This window comes from Roseateles cavernae (genome assembly GCF_040187885.1).
Classification (GTDB): domain Bacteria; phylum Pseudomonadota; class Gammaproteobacteria; order Burkholderiales; family Burkholderiaceae_C; genus Roseateles_E; species Roseateles_E cavernae.
Map to the genome: position 1 here is coordinate 800432 of NZ_JBDPLH010000001.1, position 17726 is coordinate 818157.

The 17726-nt window shown below is 70.1% G+C and carries 21 protein-coding genes; 13 read left to right on the forward strand and 8 right to left on the reverse strand.

Annotated features, from left to right (window positions below):
- Window positions 1-76: 76 nt before the first annotated feature.
- The gene (locus tag ABGI63_RS03925) at window positions 77-1237 is read left to right on the forward strand and encodes an ABC transporter substrate-binding protein (protein WP_349741153.1); all 1161 of its coding nucleotides are present in this window, start codon (window positions 77-79) and stop codon (window positions 1235-1237) included.
- 15 nt (window positions 1238-1252) lie between these two features.
- On the opposite strand, the gene ABGI63_RS03930 is transcribed toward ABGI63_RS03925, so the two are convergent.
- Together ABGI63_RS03930 and ABGI63_RS03935 are read right to left on the reverse strand one after the other, a co-directional pair.
- Complete coding sequence (locus tag ABGI63_RS03930) at window positions 1253-2203, reverse strand: NAD(P)-dependent oxidoreductase (RefSeq protein WP_349741154.1); 951 nt, start codon at window positions 2201-2203, stop codon at window positions 1253-1255.
- Window positions 2148-3188, reverse strand: coding sequence for an AraC family transcriptional regulator (locus ABGI63_RS03935; protein WP_349741155.1), 1041 nt, complete (start codon window positions 3186-3188; stop codon window positions 2148-2150). The genes ABGI63_RS03930 and ABGI63_RS03935 overlap by 56 nt, the downstream gene beginning before the upstream one ends.
- A 105-nt stretch (window positions 3189-3293) precedes the next feature.
- On the opposite strand from ABGI63_RS03935, the gene ABGI63_RS03940 reads away from it, so the two are divergent.
- Both ABGI63_RS03940 and ABGI63_RS03945 read left to right on the forward strand, forming a co-directional pair.
- Entirely contained in the window at window positions 3294-4187 is an 894-nt protein-coding gene (locus tag ABGI63_RS03940; RefSeq protein WP_349741156.1) for an NmrA family NAD(P)-binding protein, read from the forward strand.
- A 68-nt stretch (window positions 4188-4255) separates the two neighbouring features.
- Window positions 4256-5599 carry a Gfo/Idh/MocA family protein gene (locus tag ABGI63_RS03945; protein ID WP_349741157.1) on the forward strand — a complete coding sequence of 448 codons (1344 nt, stop codon included), beginning with the start codon at window positions 4256-4258 and terminating at the stop codon, window positions 5597-5599.
- Here ABGI63_RS03945 and ABGI63_RS03950 read toward each other — a convergent pair.
- Window positions 5593-6426 carry a phosphatase PAP2 family protein gene (locus ABGI63_RS03950; protein WP_349741158.1) on the reverse strand — a complete coding sequence of 278 codons (834 nt, stop codon included), beginning with the start codon at window positions 6424-6426 and terminating at the stop codon, window positions 5593-5595. The genes ABGI63_RS03945 and ABGI63_RS03950 overlap by 7 nt on opposite strands.
- A gap of 166 nt (window positions 6427-6592) precedes the next feature.
- Here ABGI63_RS03950 and ABGI63_RS03955 point away from each other — a divergent pair, with 166 nt between their 5' ends.
- Both ABGI63_RS03955 and ABGI63_RS03960 read left to right on the forward strand, forming a co-directional pair.
- Window positions 6593-7045: a DUF4148 domain-containing protein gene (locus ABGI63_RS03955; RefSeq protein ID WP_349741159.1), complete on the forward strand. Its 453-nt coding sequence runs from the start codon at window positions 6593-6595 to the stop codon at window positions 7043-7045.
- Window positions 7046-7204: 159 nt separating this feature from the next.
- Window positions 7205-7453 carry a hypothetical protein gene (locus tag ABGI63_RS03960; protein ID WP_272645308.1) on the forward strand — a complete coding sequence of 83 codons (249 nt, stop codon included), beginning with the start codon at window positions 7205-7207 and terminating at the stop codon, window positions 7451-7453.
- Window positions 7454-7506: 53 nt separating this feature from the next.
- Here the strand turns inward: ABGI63_RS03960 and ABGI63_RS03965 are convergent, their stop codons facing one another.
- Together ABGI63_RS03965 and ABGI63_RS03970 are read right to left on the reverse strand one after the other, a co-directional pair.
- Window positions 7507-8292 (reverse strand): aldolase, encoded by a 786-nt coding sequence (locus tag ABGI63_RS03965; RefSeq protein ID WP_349741160.1) that lies wholly within the window; start codon window positions 8290-8292, stop codon window positions 7507-7509.
- A 19-nt stretch (window positions 8293-8311) separates the two neighbouring features.
- Entirely contained in the window at window positions 8312-9016 is a 705-nt protein-coding gene (locus ABGI63_RS03970; RefSeq protein ID WP_349741161.1) for a haloacid dehalogenase type II, read from the reverse strand.
- A gap of 103 nt (window positions 9017-9119) precedes the next feature.
- Here ABGI63_RS03970 and ABGI63_RS03975 point away from each other — a divergent pair, with 103 nt between their 5' ends.
- The 3 genes from ABGI63_RS03975 (at window position 9120) to ABGI63_RS03985 (ending at window position 11045) form a co-directional block, all read left to right on the forward strand.
- The gene (locus ABGI63_RS03975) at window positions 9120-9965 is read left to right on the forward strand and encodes a LysR substrate-binding domain-containing protein (RefSeq protein WP_349741162.1); all 846 of its coding nucleotides are present in this window, start codon (window positions 9120-9122) and stop codon (window positions 9963-9965) included.
- 136 nt (window positions 9966-10101) lie between these two features.
- On the forward strand, window positions 10102-10491 hold the full coding sequence (locus ABGI63_RS03980) for a DUF4148 domain-containing protein (protein ID WP_349741163.1): 390 nt from the start codon (window positions 10102-10104) through the stop codon (window positions 10489-10491).
- Window positions 10492-10790: 299 nt separating this feature from the next.
- On the forward strand, window positions 10791-11045 hold the full coding sequence (locus tag ABGI63_RS03985) for a hypothetical protein (RefSeq protein WP_349741164.1): 255 nt from the start codon (window positions 10791-10793) through the stop codon (window positions 11043-11045).
- A gap of 72 nt (window positions 11046-11117) precedes the next feature.
- On the opposite strand, the gene ABGI63_RS03990 is transcribed toward ABGI63_RS03985, so the two are convergent.
- Window positions 11118-11498 (reverse strand): hypothetical protein, encoded by a 381-nt coding sequence (locus tag ABGI63_RS03990; protein ID WP_349741165.1) that lies wholly within the window; start codon window positions 11496-11498, stop codon window positions 11118-11120.
- Between the two features lie 791 nt (window positions 11499-12289).
- Between ABGI63_RS03990 and ABGI63_RS03995 the strand changes: the two genes are divergently transcribed.
- Together ABGI63_RS03995 and ABGI63_RS04000 are read left to right on the forward strand one after the other, a co-directional pair.
- Entirely contained in the window at window positions 12290-12670 is a 381-nt protein-coding gene (locus tag ABGI63_RS03995; protein WP_349741166.1) for a DUF4148 domain-containing protein, read from the forward strand.
- A gap of 250 nt (window positions 12671-12920) precedes the next feature.
- Complete coding sequence (locus ABGI63_RS04000) at window positions 12921-13199, forward strand: hypothetical protein (RefSeq protein ID WP_349741167.1); 279 nt, start codon at window positions 12921-12923, stop codon at window positions 13197-13199.
- Window positions 13200-13266: 67 nt separating this feature from the next.
- On the opposite strand, the gene ABGI63_RS04005 is transcribed toward ABGI63_RS04000, so the two are convergent.
- The gene (locus ABGI63_RS04005; RefSeq protein ID WP_349741168.1) at window positions 13267-13410 is read right to left on the reverse strand and encodes a hypothetical protein; all 144 of its coding nucleotides are present in this window, start codon (window positions 13408-13410) and stop codon (window positions 13267-13269) included.
- A 78-nt stretch (window positions 13411-13488) separates the two neighbouring features.
- Between ABGI63_RS04005 and ABGI63_RS04010 the strand changes: the two genes are divergently transcribed.
- Genes ABGI63_RS04010 through ABGI63_RS04020 form a run of 3 tightly spaced genes read left to right on the forward strand, consistent with a single transcriptional unit; the run spans window position 13489 to window position 16570 of the window.
- The gene (locus tag ABGI63_RS04010; RefSeq protein ID WP_349741169.1) at window positions 13489-14223 is read left to right on the forward strand and encodes an AraC family transcriptional regulator; all 735 of its coding nucleotides are present in this window, start codon (window positions 13489-13491) and stop codon (window positions 14221-14223) included.
- A complete protein-coding gene (locus ABGI63_RS04015) occupies window positions 14220-15398 on the forward strand; it encodes a hypothetical protein (RefSeq protein ID WP_349741170.1) in 1179 nt (392 codons plus the stop codon). Before ABGI63_RS04010 ends, ABGI63_RS04015 begins: the two co-directional genes overlap by 4 nt.
- Entirely contained in the window at window positions 15395-16570 is a 1176-nt protein-coding gene (locus ABGI63_RS04020; RefSeq protein WP_349741171.1) for a M23 family metallopeptidase, read from the forward strand. The genes ABGI63_RS04015 and ABGI63_RS04020 overlap by 4 nt, the downstream gene beginning before the upstream one ends.
- Before the next feature lie 141 nt (window positions 16571-16711).
- On the opposite strand, the gene ABGI63_RS04025 is transcribed toward ABGI63_RS04020, so the two are convergent.
- Complete coding sequence (locus ABGI63_RS04025; protein ID WP_349741172.1) at window positions 16712-17686, reverse strand: DUF5655 domain-containing protein; 975 nt, start codon at window positions 17684-17686, stop codon at window positions 16712-16714.
- Window positions 17687-17726: the final 40 nt, after the last annotated feature.

Here is a 17726-nt window from a genome sequence, read left to right on the forward strand (position 1 = left end):
ATGCCCTGGCCATCGTCTTGATGGCGCCGCAGCGCCGTCCTTACTTCCTTGTTTGCTCACCCAGCCGCCAGTGCCGATGTTCTTGCTCTCCAAACCGCCCGCCGCAGCGGGCTTGTTGCGTTGCTTAGGCCTGCTGTGTGTGGCGGCTGCGCTGTCGGGCGGCGCGGCAGCGGCCAGCGAGGAGGGCGCCGAGATCGTGCTCGGCAGCTCGGCGGCGCTCAGCGGTCCGGCCTCGGCCCTGGGCCAGCGCTATCACCTGGGCGCCCGGGCGGCCTTCGAGCAGCTCAACAAGCAGGGCGGCATCCAGGGCCGGCGCGTCGTGGTCGATCTGCAGGACGATGGCTACGAGCCCGACCGCAGCGAAGCCAATACCGTGGCCCTGCTGCAGGATGCGCGGGTGCTGGCTCTGTTCGGCTATATCGGCACCCCCACCAGCCGGGTCGCCCTGCCCCATCTGCGGCGCGCCGGCCCCGTCGCGTTTCTCGGGCCCTTCACCGGCGCCAGCCTGCTGTGGGATGAGCGCAGCCACCCGAACGTCTTCAATGTGCGAGCCAGCTATCAGGACGAGAGCCGCGCCCTGGTCCGTGCCATCAAGGCCAGCGGCGCGCGCCGCATCAATGTCATGGTGCAGGCCGATCCCTTCGGCCGCGCCGGGCTGGAAGCGATGCGCGAGGCCACCCGGGCCGCCGGCCTCGATATGGTGGCCACGGCCACCGTCAAGCGCAACAGCACCGAGGTGGCCGAGGCCGTCCACACCCTGGTGCGGCAGCACAGCGCCGACGCCATCTTCATGGTCAGCACCTATGAGACCTGCGCCGCCTTCATGCGCCAGGCCCATGCCCAGGGCTTTCGCGGGCGTTTCTACACCTTGTCCTTTACCGGGCTCGAGCCTTTGCGCATCGCACTGCAGGATGAGCCCGAACTCAGCGGCCGCCTGACCCTGGCCCAGGTGGTGCCCGACGCCGAGGACCGCAGCGTGCCGGTGGTGGCCGCCTATCAGCGCGCGATGCGCGAGGCCGGCGAGCGCCAGTTCGACAGCATCAGCCTGGAGGGCTATCTGGCCGCCCGCGTGATGAGCGAAGGCCTGCGCAAGGCCAGGCCGCCGCTGACGCGGGCCAGCCTGCTGCGCAGCCTGCAGACCCTGGGCGATCTGGACCTGGGCGGCTTTGCGGTGCACTACCGCGAGGACGACCGGCGCGGCTCGTCCTATGTGGCCCTGCGCCGCCTGGTCGACTGAAGGACAAGCCCGCGCTCAGAGCGGCGTCAGCAGCGCCCGGCCCGCCTCCAGCGCCTCGACATTGGCGATGAACAGCTCCACCGTCGCGCGGATCGCCTCGGGCGACCAGCCGGCGATATGCGGCGTGAGTATCACGTTCGGAAAACCCAGCAGCGCCGTCGGCGGCAGCGGTTCGCTCTCGTAGACATCCAGCGCCGCGCCACCCAACTGGCCGGCGGCCAGCGCGGCGGCCAGGGCCGCGGTGTCGACCAGGCTGCCGCGCGCGATATTGACCAGATGGCCTTGCGGGCCCAGCGCGGCCAGCACCTCGGCATTGACCGCATGCCGGGTCGCGGCGCCGCCGGGCGCGGCCACCACCAGGAAGTCGGCCCAGCCGGCCAGGGCCGGCAGGCTGTCGAAATAGAGGGCCTCGCCGGCATCGGCGCGCGGGCTGCGATTGTGATAGCCGATCTGCATCTCGAAGGCCTGGGCGCGGCGCGCGATCTTGCGGCCTATCGTGCCCATGCCGAAAATGCCCAGCCGGCGGCCGTTGACGCTGGGCCGGATCGGCAGTGCGTCGCGCCACAGGCCGGCCCGCAGCGCCTGCTCCTGCTGGGGCAGCGCGCGCACGCTGGCCAGCAGCAGGGCCAGCGTGTGGTCGGCCACGCAGCTGTCATTGGTGCCGGCGCCGTTGCACACCGCAATGCCGCGCGCCTTGGCCGCCGCCACATCGAGGTTCTCGTAGCCGGCGCCCTGGGCGGCGGCCAGCCGCAGCCGGGGCATCGCGGCCATCTCCTCGGCGCGCAGGCCGGTCGCGCCATTGCTCAGCACCAGCTCGATCTCGGCGCCGCGCGCCGCAATCGCGGCGGCGCGTTCCGCCGCAGTCGGCGCATCGATCAGCTCGAAGCGCTCGCGCAGCAGGTCCTTGTACTCATCGGCCAGGGCCACCAGCAACAGGCAGGGGGTTTTCGCTATTTGCGTCATCATGCCTGCCATCATCGCCGCTCTCGGCCTGTGCCGGTGCGCGCAGCGAACCGGGCGTCACCCCCATCACGCGCTTGAAGGCGCGGTGGAAGGCCGCCTCGGAGGCATAGCCCAGCTCGTCGGCCAGGCGCGCCAGCGGCACCGGCCGGCGACGCAGCCGGGTGGCCGCCAGATGGATGCGCCAGCGGGCCAGATACTCCATCGCCGGCAGGTCCACCAGGCGGCTGAAACGCTCGGCAAAGGCCGAGCGCGACAGCCCCGCCTCGGCGGCCAGGGTTTCCAGGCTCCAGGCCTGGCCGGGGCGGCGGTGCAGCGCGGCCAGCGCGCGGGCGATCTGGCGGTCCTGCAGGCCGCGCAGCCAGCCACGCTGGGTCGCCGGCATCTGCTCCAGCCAGCCGCGCAGGGCCTGCACCACCAGGATGTCGGCCAGCCGGGTCGTCACGGTCTCATGGCCGGGCCGGCGCGCGCGGGCCTCGGCCAGCAGCAGCTGCAGCGTGCTGTGCAACCAGCCCTGCTGCTGTTCCTGGGCGCCGACCGAGAGCAGCGGCGGCAGCAGGGCCAGCAGATGCAGGCTGGCCGGATCGTCGACCCGCAGCGCCCCGCACAGCAGCTCGCTGCGTGGCCCCGGGCCGTCCCCCAGCAGCAGCTCCTCGAACCACTCGGAGCGGGCGCTGCGCTGCAGCGAGAAGAGATCCGGGCATTCGACGCCGGCGGCGCTGAGCAGCCGGTGCTCGACGCTCTCGGTCAGCAGCGCGAAGTCGCCGGCCTGCAGCTGCAGCGCCGGCTCGCCGTCCAGCTCCAGCCGGGCCGAGCCCTGCAGGACGATATGGAACATCAGGCAGCCTGGCATCGCCGGCAGCTGGATCCCCCAGGGCGCGGCCGGCTCGGAGTGGCAATAGACCACCGCGCTCATGCGCAGGAACTGCAGCGCCTCGCCGACCGGGTCGTCGCGCTGCCAGCCGGCGGCGGGCGGGGTGTCGCTATGCATGGATCTGGATGCTCGATCAAGAAGGCCGGACGGGTGGCGATGGCGGCCGCAAGGCAGCGCCGCGAGACTGCGGGCATCGTAATCAATCCATCAGCGGGAGCCTCCATGAGCCAGACCACCACCATCACCATCCTGGGCGCCAGCGGCCGCACCGGCGCGCGCGTCGCCGCCCGGCTGCTGGGCCGGCCCGGGCTGAAGTTGCGCGTGATGGGTCGCAGCGCTGCGGGCCTGGCGGCGCTGGCCGCAGCCGGCGCCGAGCCGCGGATCGGCCGGCTGCAGGATGCGGCCTATCTGCGCGCGGCCTTCGAGGGCGCCGATGCCGCCTATGTGATGCTGCCGCATGAGCTGGACCGGCCCGGCTTTCTGCAGCGCCAGCGCGAGGATGCCGAGGCGATCGCGGCGGCGCTGCACGGCGCCGGCGTGCGCCATGTGGTGGCGCTGAGCAGCCTGGGCGCCGAGCAGACCGAGGGCACCGGCGTGATCCTGGGCCTGCATGCGCTGGAGCGCAGCCTCGGCGCGCTGCACGGTCAGCATGTGCGCCTGCTGCGCCCCGGCGCCTTCTTCGAGAACCTGCTGGCCCAGCTGCCGGGCCTGAGCGCCGGCGCCCCGCTGGTCGATGCGCTGCGGCCCGATCTGGCCGTGCCCATGCTGGCCACCCGGGACATCGGCGACGCCGCCGCCGCGGCCTTGCTGGCGCGCGACTGGCAGGGCCTGTCGGTGCAGGAGCTGCTGGGCCCCTGCGACCTCAGCGGCGAGCAGCTGGCGCGCCAGCTGGCCCTGCAGCTGGGCCGCCCGGCCCTGGTCTACCAGCAGCTGCCCTACGAGGTGATGGCGGCCGAGCTGCACGAGGCCGGACTGGCCGCCGACGCCGCAGCGCTGATGATGGACATGGCCCGCGCGCTCAACGAGGGCCGCATCCGCTCGCTGCAGGGCCGCGCCGATGGCAACAGCACGCCGACCGGGTTCGCGCAGTTTCTGCGCGAGCAGCTGGCGGGCTAGGCCCATAGCCGGCAGGTGCCGGTTTCTGGCAGAGTGCGCGGCATCGTTATCAGAGGGAGAGACACGCCATGCTGCAACGCCGCCACATCCTGCTCGCCGCTGCCGCCACGCTGAGCCTGCGCCCATCGCGCGCTGCCGCGCGTCCACGCCTGCGCCTGGCGATGATAGGCACCGGCATGCGGGGTCAGGTCTTGCTGCGCGAGCTGCTGCGCCGCGAGGATGTGGACCTGGTGGCGCTGTGCGATATCGAGCCCATCATGCTCAAGCGCGCGCTGGCCATGGTCGAGGGTGCCGGCAAGCCCGCGCCCAGGACCTATGGCGAGAGCGGTGACACCCAGGCCTGGCGCCGGCTGCTGGAGCTGCCGGGCCTGGACGGCGTGATCATCGCCACACCCTGGGAATGGCATGCCGAGATGGCCATCGCCGCGATGCAGGCCAAGGTGGCGGTGGGCTGCGAGGTGGTGGCCGGCGTCACGCTGCAGGACCACTGGGATGTGCTGAACACCCAGCTGAAGACCGGCACGCCCTATATGCTGCTGGAGAACGTCTGCTACCGGCGCGACGTGATGGCGGCGCTGCAGATGGTGCGGGCCGGCCTGTTCGGCGAGCTGGTGCATCTGCAGGGCGGCTACCAGCATGATCTGCGCGCGGTCAAGTTCAACAGCGGCGACCCGGCCAAGCCCTATGGCGGCGGCGTCGAGTTCGGCGCCAAGGGCTGGAGCGAAGCGCGCTGGCGCACCGAGCACTCGGTGCAGCGCAATGGCGAGCTCTATCCCAGCCACGGCATCGGCCCGCTGGCCATGTATGCCAATATCCATCGCGGCAACCGCTTCACCCGCATCAATGCCTTCGCCAGCAAGGCCCGGGGCCTGCAGGACTATGTGCAGACCCAGGGCGGCGCCAAGCACCCGAACGCGGCCGTCAGGTTCAAGCTGGGCGATATCGTCACGACCACGCTGGCCTGCGAGAACGGCGAGACCATGGTGCTGCAGCACGACACCTCGCTGCCGCGCCCCTACTCGCTGGGCTTCCGGGTGCAAGGCACCAAGGGCCTGTGGATGGATCTGAACCAGTCCATCCATATCGAGGGCCGCAGCAAGCCGCATGACTGGGAGGCCTTCAAGAGCTATCAGGACCGCTACGACCATCCGCTGTGGAAGAAGTACGAGGGCGCGGCCGCCGGCGCCGGCCATGGCGGCATGGACTTCTTCGTAATCCACGCCTTTGTCGAGGCGCTGAAGGCCGACGCCCCGATGCCCATCGACATCTATGACGCGGTGGCCTGGAGCGCGATCACGCCGCTGTCCGAGCAGTCGATCGCGCAGAACTTCCAGACCCTGGACTTCCCCGACTTCAGCGGCGGGCTGTGGAAGACGCGCAAGCCCATCTTTGGCTTCGACGAGCGCTACTGAGGGGGCTGGGTGCCGCCACGCCGGTAATAGCGCCCCAGCTCCACACTGACGATGCAGACGCTGAGCCAGGCCAGGCCGGAGGCGAAGCCGGCGGCCACATCGGTGGCGAAATGCACCTGCAGAAAGACGCGGCTGCAGCCGACCGTGAAGGCCAGGGCGGCCGCCGCCAGCACGGCCGGCAGATGCCAGACGGCCGGCAGGCTGCGCAGCGCCAGATAGGCCAGCATGCCGTAGGCGACCACGGCGCCCGAGCTGTGGCCGCTGGGGAAGCTCCAGCCCAGCTCGCTGACCAGGCCGTGCTCGTGCACCGGGCGGGCGCGCTCGAAGATGCGCTTGAGCAGCGGATTCAGCAGCCCGTTGCCGCCCAGCGCCAGCACCCAGCCCAGCGCCAGCGCATGGCGGCGCTTGAAGAGCAGCAGCAGCGTGACGACCACGCCCAACAGGCTCAGGTTCAGCACATCGCCGAAGCGGGTGAAGCCGGCGAAGGCGCGCAGCGTCGCGGCGTCGACATGCTGGCGTATCGAGGCCGTCAGCGCTTCGTCGGCCAGCGCCAGCGTGCCGCCACGGCCCAGGTGTTCGGCAATCTCGGCGAACAGCCCGGCCCCGCCCAGCAGCAGGCCGAAGCCGGCCAGTGCGTTCAGCAGCACGAAGCCGCTGGGCGGCAGCGCGCTGCGGGCGCGCGGCAGCAGATGGCGGTCCAGCGACCACCACAGCGTGGCCGTGGCGAGCAGCAGCAGCATCAGCAGGGCCAGGAAGACGGGCAGGGCCTGGGCGCCCGTCTGGGTGGCCAGGGTGACGAGGGGGTGGTCCAGCGGCGTGGCGGTCATCGGTGCGGATAGTGAGGGAAGCGCCGCATCATGCCGGAATCAGCAATAGTGCATTGAAGCCAGCCTGGTTTTTCCGGAGCGCCCGAAGTTTCACAGTAGAGCCCATGGACACGGCGGGTGCCGGGTCCAAGCAAAACCCCCGAAGCTGAAACCCAAGGACCCCATCATGAACAAGCTGACCCTGATTGCCCTGTCCACCCTGCTGAGCGCCGGCGCCGCGATGGCCGACGGCCTGAGCCGCGATGAGGTGGTGGCCGAGCTGGTGCGTGCCCGCAATGCCGGCGAACTGACGGCGCTTCAAAGCGAGAGCTATGGCGGCTACGGCCTGAAGGTCGCGGCGAGCAGCCTCAGCCGCGAGGCGGTGACCGCCGAGCTGCGGCGCGCCCAGCAATCCGGCGAGCTGGCCCGCCAGGAGGCCGAGCGCTATGGCCTCTCGGTCGCGCCGATTGCCTCGACCAAGACGCGTGCCCAGGTGCTGGCCGAGCTGCAGACCGCCCGCGACAGCGGCGAGCTGGCCCTGCTGAACAGCAACAACCCGGGCTACACCGAGCTGTTGCAGCTGGGCCAGCGCAAGGCCGCCACCGAGCTGATGGCCGGCCAGCCCGCCACTGCGCGCTGAGGGGCAGGGCCGGCGACCCCAGGGCCGCCGGCCCGCTCGTCGCGGGAAATTGCAGCTCATCCGCAGCGCCCGGCAGCCCATCGCGAGGCCATGGCAAGCCAGGCCGGCATTGCCGACACTGCATGCACTGACACAGCAACGCCATCCCAGGAGCCCACCATGAACACCCGCCGCCACCTCCAGTCCCTCGCCGTCCTCGCCACCGCAGCCGTCGCCGTTCTCGGCGCCGCGATGCTGGCCACCCACGCGCCCAGGACCGAGATCGTGCAGCTGGAGCGCGTGGTGATCGTCGGCAAGCGCGCCGAGGCTCCCGTCGTCGCGCAACTGCCGCGCGTCGTGATCACCGGCCGCAGCACGGCGGCCGAGCAGCTGGCCGAAGCCAGCCTGCTGAAGGCGAAGATGGTCTGAGCGCTGGCTTCGCTGCTGTCACCGGGCCCGCCTTGTGCGGGCCTTTTTCATTGCTAGGCCTCGAAGGGATGGCCCTCGGCCCGCAGCCGGCGCAGGCCGCTGTCCAGATGGGCGCGCGCGCTCTGTGCATCACCCTCGCGCATCTGCTCATACGTGCGTTGCGCGATCGCCGGCGGCACCGGCTTGAGCGCCCGCCCGCTGCTCATGGCCTTGAGCTGGACCTCGGCGGCGCGTTCCAGATAGTAGAGATCGTCCCAGGCTTCGGCGATGCTGGGGCCGCCCACCATCACGCCATGGTTCTTCAGGAACAGGATGTCGGCCCTGCCCATGGCTGCGGCGATGCGGTCGCCCTCGGAGGCGTCAAGCGCCAGGCCGTTGTAGTGCTCGTCCACCGCGGTGCGGCCGTAGAACTTCAGCGCGGTCTGGCCGGCCCAGAGCAGCGGCGGGCCCTCCAGCATGGCCAGCGCGGTGGCGTTGGGCATGTGCGTGTGGAAGGCAGCGCGCAGGCGCGGCTGGGCGCGGTGCAGCCGCGCGTGGATGTAGAAGGCCGTGGCCTCGGGCTGGCCTTGGCCGGCGACCACATGGCCGTCGACATGGCAGACCAGCAGCCGCGAGGCGCTGATCTCGGCGAAGGCGTAGCCGTAGGGGTTGACCAGGAAGAGCTCGTCGTGGCCGGGCAGCAGGGCCGAGAAATGGTTGCAGATGCCTTCCTCCAGCCCGTGCCGGGCGGCCAGCTGGAAGCAGGCGGCCAGCTCGATGCGGGCCTGGCGGATCGCGTCGGTTTCTTCCAGCGCGAGGTGCAGCGCTGGCGCGCCGCTGATCGTGATGGTGTGAGCCATAGCTTGATGCCTCCCTCGCTCACCAGTCTAGCGAAGCGAACAGCGGCGGCACTTCGTCCAGCCGCGTCAGGGTCGCGTCGGGGCGGTAGTCGGGCAGCGGCCGGCGGCCGGTGCCGCGATCGATCCAGACGCAGCGAAAGCCGAGATCGCGCGCCGCCGCGTGGTCCAGATGCGGGCTGGCGCAGATGTGGACCACCTCGTCCTTGCCGACGCCCAGCGCGGCGTGCGCGTGCTCGAACAGCCGGGGCGCGGGCTTGTAAGCACCCGCCTGCTGGGCCGTGATCACGCGGTCGATATGGCCGCCCAGCTGGGCCACATTGCCGGCAATGATGTCATCGTCGGTGTTCGAAACGATGCACAGCCGGTAGCCGGCCTGCTTGAGCCGGGCCAGCGTGTCGACCACTTCCGGGAAGGGCGGCATGCGCGAGATGCGCTCGGTCAGCACGCGGATGTCGCTGTCATCGACCGGCAGACCCAGCTCCTGCAGCGCCAGGCGCAGCCCCTGGCCGGCCACCTCGCGGAAGCTGCGGTGCGGCGGTGTCTGTTCCAGCGCATGTTCGTGGCGGTCATAGACCTCGATCAAGGTGGCCGGCTCGATATGGCCGGCCTGCTTGCGCGTCAGCAGCTCGCGCACGGCGGCCTGCAAGCCTTCATCCCACTGGATCAGCGTGCCGTAGCAGTCGAAGGTCAGCCAGCGCGGCCGCGAAGTGCTGTGAAGAGACATCGGGAGTCCTGGGTCATTGGAGGAAGAGCGAAGCCTAGCCAGCACTGAAGACATTTGGAAATTGGATTTGTAGTGGATGTGAATTTGAATATCTAATGGCTTCATGCTCGATCTGGAACTGCTTCACACCCTGGTCTGCGTCGTCGACGAGCGCAGCTTCACGCGCGCCGGCGAGCGGGTGCACCGCACCCAGTCCACCGTCAGCCAGCAGATCCGCAAGCTGGAAGAGCGGCTGGGCCATGCGCTGCTGCTGCGCGACCGCAGCGGCAGCCGGGTGACGCCCACCGAGCAGGGCGAGCTGCTGGCCACCTATGCGCGGCGCCTGCTGGCGCTGGCCCAGGAGGCCGAGGAGGCGCTGGGCAGCGCCGGCAGCGCGCTGCTGAGCCTGCGCATCGGCGTGCCGGAGGATTTCGATGCGCGGCGCATCTCCAGCCTGCTGTCGGGCTTTGTCGCGCGGCAGCCGGGCTTGCGGCTGGAGACCATCAGCGGCATGAGCAGCGAGCTGCAGCGCCGGCTGGCCGGCGGCGAGCTGGATATCGCGCTGGTCAAGCGGGTGCCGGGCGAGGGCGGGCCCTGCGTGGCGGCCTGGCCCGAGACCCTGGTCTGGGCCGGTGCCGGCCAGGTCTTGCCGGCCGACGAGCCGATCCCGCTGGCGCTGTTTCCGCAGGGCTGTGTCTACCGTCAGCGCGCGCTGGCGGGCCTGGACCAGGCGCGGCGGCGCTGGCGCATCGCCTTCGGCAGCCACAGCCTCAGCGGCATCCAGGCGGCGCTGTCCTCGGGCCTGGGCATCTCGGTGCTGCCCACCACGGCGCTGCTGCCCGAGCACCGCCTCTGCGAGGGCCTGCCCGCGCTGCCGCCCACGGAGCTGGCCCTGCTCAGCGCGAGCACCTCGCCCAGCGCCGTGCAGCGCCAGCTGCTGGACACCCTGTGCGAGGCACTTCGATCATGAAGGAATCAGCAACAGTGCGTTGAAGCGGCGCTGGTTTTTCTCTTGGAGCCCAAGCTTCACAGTGGAGCCCATGGACACGGCAGGCAAACAAGCCGGGTCCAAGAACCCAACGAAGCTGAACTGAAAGGACTCCATCATGAACAAGATCACCGCCATCGCCCTGACTTCCCTGCTGGCCGCCGGCGCCGCCATGGCCGATAGCGCCAGCACCCGCGAGTCGCTGCGCCAGAGCCAGACCGCCGCACAGAGCACGACCACCCGCAGCGCCGTGATCGCCGAGCTGCAGCGTGCCCGCCAGGCCGGCGAGCTGAATGGGCTGTACCGCGAAGTCGATCTGCGCCCGGCCTCGAGCGCCTCGACCACCACCCGCGCCGCCGTGCTGGCCGAGCTGCGGGCGGCCCGCGCCTCGGGCGAGCTCGCGGTGCTGAACAGCAACAATCCCAGCTATGCGCAGCTGGCCGCACTGCATGGTGGCAAGAGCGCTGGCGGCGAGCTGCTGGCCGGCCAGCCCGCCACGGCCCGCTGACGATCGGGCGCTCCCTGGCGGGCGCCCACGAATTCAATACAAGACGAGGACCGTTGACCCCGGTCTGCCAAGGGTCAGCTTCGTCTGGTGGTGCGTTGTTGTAGTTACCGCCTGCCAGGCTTCGCCCGGTGGCCTGTACAGGCCATCGGGCTTTTTTACGTCCGCTGCGTCGCCGTTTCGTCGCCGGCATTTGCATCTCGTCCGGCCGGGCCGCCGACTCGTCGCCAGGCTGTGGCGGCGCCGGCCACCAAGTCAGACACTGCAATCACTGACACAGCAACACGCACAAGGAACACACCATGAACACCACCACCGCCACCAAGTCTTTCGCACTCTTCGCCATCGCAGCCGTCGCCGTCGCGGGCGCCGCGATCTTGCAGAGCCCGGCCAAGCCGGCCGCCAGCGAGATCGTGCAGCTGGAGCGCGTGGTGATCGTGGGCAAGCGTGCCGAGGCCGCGGTGATCGCGCAGCTGCCCCGCGTGGTGATCACCGGTCGCAGCACGGCGGCGGTCCCCACCCAGCTGGCCGCTGCCGGCACGACCCCGGCCATCTGATCGAGCGCTCCCCACGCGGCCTTGCCGTGTCCAGTACAAGCCCGCTGCATGCGGGCTTTGTCTTTTAAACGCCTAGGCGTGCTCGGTCGGCGCGGCGATGTGCGCCAGCTGCTCGCGCAGCTGCTTGCGGCCCGCGCTGTTGCTGGCCCGCCAGGCGGCCAGCGCCAGCGCCATGAAGGCCTTCTCCTTGTCGGTCGGCGCGGCGTCCAGCCGGGTCTCGTCCAGCCAGCCTGGCGGCTTGCCGCAATGGCTCTCGATCTGGCGGGCCAGCTTGTCGCCGATCGGGCGTGCGGACTTGATCTGGCTCCACATGCTGGGTGAGATCTCGACGCTGGCGGCAAAGGCCTGCTCCAGTCCCTTGGGCGAGGTGCCTGCAGCCAGCGCCTGCTCGGCATAGAGCTGGAACAGCGCCAGCGCGTTCTGGCGGCGTATGAGAGTGGGATTGGTCAGCAAGGCTGTGCGCTTCGTACAACAGGAACAACAGCGATTGTCGCTGTAGCTTGACGCGATAGTAAAGACTATTTACAGTGCGGCCAGCGCTGTGGGAGCCATCAGCCCTCGCAGTACCGACCCAACAATCACCCAGCAAGAAAGGCAGCATCGTGAACACCCGCCACCTCATCGCCAAGCTCAGCGCCCTCGCGGCCCGAGGTGCGATCGTGCGTGGACTTGGTGAGCCGAAGCGCTTTGTTGCTTGCATGCATCCGGGAGAAGGCAGCGCCTGACGCGCCCGCCCTCTCTCCTCTGACCCCAGAGGCCCGGATTCTGCAAAGAGTCCGGGCCTTTTGCTTTGGGCCAGTGGTTTGAACGTCCGACTTCGGCTGTGTCCTTGCACTCCGTCGCTGCATCTTGACGGTGTTGGCAGCGCGGGATGTGCGCGGGACCGATCGCAATGGGCCAGCCCCTCGTGCAGCGAGACACCACGTCCGACGGGACGCTCGCGCTTGGGCACAGCCGAAGTCGGAGGTCGTCGAACCTCCTCCTCATCAAGAAGCCTCCGTCGAGCTCACGCCTCGGGGGCGGAAATCGGCCGCAACGATTGGGCGGCGCCGGAACCCGTGACCGGCACTCACCATGGCCCGGCAGGGCACCGTCATGCCGAAATCAGCAACGGTGCATTCGCCTGCGGCCCGTTTTTCCGGAGGGCCTGATTTCCTACATTGGAGTCCATGGACACGGCGACGGCGAAGCGAAGCAAGCAGACCGCAGGCGAAGTCCTTCACCCAACCGTAAAGGAAATCATCATGAAGAAGCTGACCGTCATTGCCCTGTTCTCCCTGCTGTCCACCGGCGCCGCCCTGGCCGATGGCCTGAGCCGTGAGCAAGTCGTCGCCGAGCTGCAGCGTGCCCGCGCCACCGGCGAGCTGGTCGCCCAGCAAGGCGAGAACCCCGATGCCATCGGCCGCGCCGTGATCGCCACCGGCGCCACCACCAGCCGCGCCGCCGTGCTGGCCGAGCTGCAGCGCGCCCGCAGCGCCGGCGAGCTGCAAGGCCGCGATGCCGAGTCGCACAGCCTGCCCAGCATCGCCGGCTCGAGCAAGAGCCGCGCCGAGGTCATCGCCGAGCTGCAGCAGGCCCGTGCCCGCGGCCAGCTGCAAAGCCAGCAGATCAACTACGGCGGCTGATCGCCGACGTCGCATCCATCTCGAATCTCCTGGGGCACCCGCCCACCGGTCCGGCACCCCGCCGGCCGGCCTCATCAGGCCCGATGTGCTGCCCAGCCATTGGGCCTTCTTTTATGGGCCGACGGCCTGTCGCGCCTTCTTGCACTTGGTCGTCGGCGTGCGGCGATCCGTCGCGCGGGCCTGGCGACGGCCGGTCCTGCGGACGAAACTGCAATCACTGACACAGCCAACACCCCCGCAGGAGCCCATCATGAACAGCAGCCACAGCGCCAAGACCCTCGTTCTCTTCACCGTCACCGTGCTGGCCATGCTGGCGGTGATTGGCGCCGCGCTGCTGGGCAGCGGCGGCCAGCCGCAGGCCACCGAGATCGTCAAGCTGGAGCGAGTGGTGATCGTCGGCAAGCGCAGCGTCGAGGCGCCGGTGCAGATCGCCCAGCTGCCGCGCGTCGTGATCACCGGCCGCAGCACCCCGGTCGCCACCGAGCCGCAGCTGGCCTCGGCCGGCTTGCTGAAGGCCAAGGCGCTCTGAGCCCCGAGCTTTCGCTGCCGTCAGCAACAGAGCCCGCCGCGTGCGGGCTTTTTCATTGCAGCGGCGCTCAGGCCGCCAGGCTTTGCTTCAGAAAGTCCACCAGGGCGCGCACCCGGCCGCTCAGATGGCTGCGGCTGGGGTAGAGCGCGAACAATCGGCGGGCTCGTCGCCGGCCCGCGCACTTCGTCGCTACCAGGCGCCAATCCGTCACTGCGGCGTGGCGGCGCCGGGCCGCGATGCCGACACTGCCGGCACCGACACAGCCAACCGCCGCACGAGGACCCACCGCATGGACACCGCCGCGCCCGGCGCCGAGTCGACGCCGCAAGCTCAGCAACACCTGACCCCCGGGTCGTCCCTGGCCAGGCATCTGCATGGCCCGGCCTATCTCGCGCTGGTCGTCGAAGGCAGCTACTGGGAGGCCAATGGCGCCGGGCGCCGGCAGCTACGGGCGGGCGATGTGGCGGTCCACGGCCCCTACAGCGCGCATTGCAACCAGGTCGGCGGCGCGGGCGCCGTGGTGCTGAACTTGGCCGTCCAGGGGCCGCTGGCGGATGCCTATGGCCGCATCGACGATGTCGACAGCCTGGTCCGCGCCGTCGCCCAGCAAGGCCCCGAGGCCGGCGCACTGGCCCTGGCCCTGCTGCGGCCGCTGCCGCCCCTCATTAGCGACTGGCCGGATCAGCTGGCCCTCGATATGGCCGCCGACCCGCAGCTGTGCCTGGGCGACTGGGCGCTGCGGCAGGGCCTGGCGCCAGAGACGGTGTCACGCGGATTTCGCCGCCTCTACGGCGCGACGCCCAAGCGGGTGCGTTTCGAGCAACGCACCCGACGGGCCTTGGCCGCGCTGCTGGGTGGGGCGGGCACGCCCCTGGTCGAGCTGGCGCTGGGGGCCGGCTTCGCGGACCAGGCCAGCATGAACCACGCCATTCGCGCGCTGACCGGCGCCTCGCCGCAGGCCCTGCGCCGGCGGTCAAGTGCTGACAAGACTGCCGGCCGGGGCGCTGCAATAGTGGCCGCATGAACAGACGCTCCGCCACCACCGCCCTGATGACCCTCCCGCTCTTCGCGAGCCTGCATGCGCGCGCCGCTGCGGCCGGGCCGCCACGCACCGTCTGGTCCTTCCGCACCTCGGAGGGCCTGGATGCGATCGCCTTTCTGGGGCCCTTGTCCGGCAAGACCTTCTACGCCCGCTACTACGCGAAGGAGCTGCAGGACTTCAGGCCACGGATCGCGCCCGCCGCGCTGGACGCGCTGACCAGCCTGGTCGAGGCGGCCGATGCCGATGGCTATCTGCTGTGGCCGCGCCTGAGCCTGATCCTGTCCGGCGGCCGCAGCGACACGATCGACGATCTGCTGGCCAGCCTCGACGATGTGGGCCGCAGGCTGCGGCCCAGTCTGGAGGCCAGCGTCTACTGGAGCACGTCGCTATGGGGCCAGTTCGAGCCCATGGTCGAGCGCCTGCGCCTGCTGCTGCAGGGGCTCAAGGCCGCCGGGTTTGCGGCCTACCGCCGCAGCCTGATCGCGCCGGCCGAGGCCCGGGCCGAGCAGTTGCTGCGCAGCTTCGCGCCGGTCGACATCATCAGCGAGCAGGAGCGCCTGGTCGGCCGGACCCTCGAGCGCGAGATCGAGATGAATCTGCTGTGGTTCTGCCGGCCGCACGGCGTGAAGCTGCAGGGCCAGCGCTTCATCGCCGCTGTGCAGGCCTCCGATGCCACGATCGCGCTGACCGCCGCGCACGAGGTGCTGCACCCGCCCTTCGACATGCGCGGCGCGGTGGCCCGGCGCTGCATCGCCCAGCTCGCGGCCGACCCGCTGCTGCAGCGCATCCTGGCCGAGAAGAGCCGCGACAGCGGCTACAACAGCATCGAGGGCATCTTCGAGGAAGACACCGTGCAGGCGCTGGACCAGATCATCCAGGAGCGCCTCGGCTACGGCCAGCCGCCGGCCAAGCGCTGGGCCGACAGCGATGAGGGCATGCATGTGTTCGCCGCGGCCCTCTACGGGATGCTGAAGGCCGATCGTTTCGATCAACGCGGCGGCAATATCGAAGCCTGGCTGGACCGCGCCCAGGCCCGAGGCCAGCTGGCGCCGGCCGCCCTGCATGCCGCCGCTGCGGCGGTGCTGGGGCGCGCTGTCGACCGGCTGTGGACCGGCGGCGCCGCGGTAGCCGCCACTTCAGATGGACCCCAGCCATGAGCCCCATGAACCGTCGCCAACTGCTGCTGCACAGCGCCGCCACCACCCTGCTGCCCTCGGCCCTGAGCGGCCTCCTGTCGCCGCATGCCGCTGCTGCCGCCAGCAGCGGGCTGGAGATCGCCGCGCTCGACCGCTTCGCCAGGGTGCGCATGAGCCGGCAGGACTTTCTGGTCGGCGAGCTGTCGGTGCGCAACAGCAGCGCCGAAGCGCTGGTCTTGCGCCGCTTGTTGCTGCTGGAGCCGGATGCGGATAGCCAGGCCCGGCCGCTGGTGACGCTGGTCGGCGAGGCGCTGCAGGCCTTGGCGAACGGGCCCGATGGTCGCCCGGCGCGCTCGTTGCTGCTGGGGGCCGGCGAGCAGGTGCTGTTGCATCTCTGGCAAGCCCTGCCGGCTGGCGATGATGCCGGCCTGTCGCTGCGGCTGGAAGCCTCGCGGGGCGATGATTCGACAGGCATGGCCGCACTGGCCATCCCCGCCGCCGAGCCGCCGCTGCAGCTGGGCCCGCCGCTGCGAGGTGGTCCCTGGGCGGCGGTGTTCGACCCCCGGTTGGCGCAGGGGCATCGCCGCTCGGCCTTTGTGCACGAGGGTCAGCGCTTCATTCCCGCGCGGTTTGCCATCGACTGGATACGGCTCGATGCCGATGGCCGTCCCGGGCCGGCAGGCCCGGCCGGCTACGCGCAGTGGCATGGCCTGGACAGCGAGGTGCTGGCCGTGGCCGACGGCGAGATCGTCGCGCTGCGCGACGGCCGCGAGGACCTGCTGAACGCCCAGCGCCCCGCTCGCCCCTGGAGCCACGACGATGTGGCCGGCAACTATCTGTGCCTGCAGCTCGCCGACCATCGCTATGTGTTCTATGAGCATCTGCGCCAGGGCAGCATCACGCCCCAGCTCGGCCAGCGGGTCCGGGCCGGGCAGCCGCTCGCCCGCGTGGGCCGCTCCGGCATCAACTCCTCGGGCCCGCATCTGCATCTCCATATGGCCGACCGTCCGGCCCTGCTCCATGCCCAGGGCCAGCCCTTTGTGCTGAGCGCCTTCCGCCAGCTCGGAACCTACGCCAAGATGGACCAGGCCGAGTCCGGCCGGCTCTGGATCGCCGACCCGGCGGCGCCGGCCGGGCAACTCGTCAGCGGCGAGCTGCCGGCGCCGAATGCGGTGTTGCGGTTTGAGGGGTGAGCGGGGCGGCGCGGGGCGAGGCGCCGCGCCGCAGCAGATCTGGCGCGCGTTGTCGCGCAGGCCGACCGTCGCAACTGCCACGCGTCCGAACGCCTCAAGCCGAGGTCGGATGAGGCGATCTGACGCTTGAACTCGAACTGGCTACACGGCTGTCGCAGCGCGAGCCTGATAGCGACCTTCATAGGCCTCAGCGATGAAAGGCTTGACGGCCTCCAGATCGGCCAGCGTGCTCAGCGACACCTCGACATCGCCTGTGCCCCAATGGCCGATCTGGGAAACGTCCCGGGCGTTTGGCAAAGCCATCATCACCTTGTCCGGATCGAGGTGCAGGTAGAGCAACAGCCGAGTGCGCTGGGGCACCAGCGTGGCAAAGTTCTTGAGGCGTTTGAACGCGAGATACAGGCGCAACTCCTTGCGCTGGACGTCGTCGCCCAGCGACGAGGTGTAGCCCTCCAGCGAAGCAATCAGGTCCACCAGCGTCTGGGGCAGTGCTGTCACGACCTCGGCATAGGGCTTGTCAGGCCCCACGGCTTTCTCTGGCGTCGTGGCCTCCATGCTGAGCTCTTTGGCTGGCTTGAAGACCTTGCCCCCAGCAACCTTTGATGCCGAGGCGGATGCTGCATTGGCCAGCTCGAACAGCAGCAGCTCATCGCCAAAGCGGCGATAGCGGATCAGCTCGATATTGCGGTTGATCTGCTGCACCGCGTGGCCGTCGTACTTGGTGAAATCCGCCGCGATGCACACCAGGCGCGGCGCACTCCAGTCGATGGCATCGGCCGCCGACTTGCCGAACTTCTCCAGCACCAGCAGCTTGAACTCGGCCTGGTGGTCCATCAGCCAGTCCAGGTAGAACAGGCCCTGGTTGATGACGTTTTCGCCCACCGAGCGCTTGTATTCCAGGATCACCGGGCAGTGGTTCTCGTCCAGGCCCAGGGTGTCGATGCGCCCGCCGTGCGTCTTGCCGGTGGAGTACTCGGTGGCCAGGAAGCGGATGCCCAGCAGCGTCTCGAGGTTGGCCTCGATCAGGTTCTGCAGCGGCTTCTCCAGATCGGAGGCATCGCCTTGCAGCTCGGTGGCTCGGCCGGATTGGAGGCGGAAGAGTTTGATGTCGCTCATGGGTAGTTCCGACTGGGGGTGCGGTGTTTCGGCCCACCTC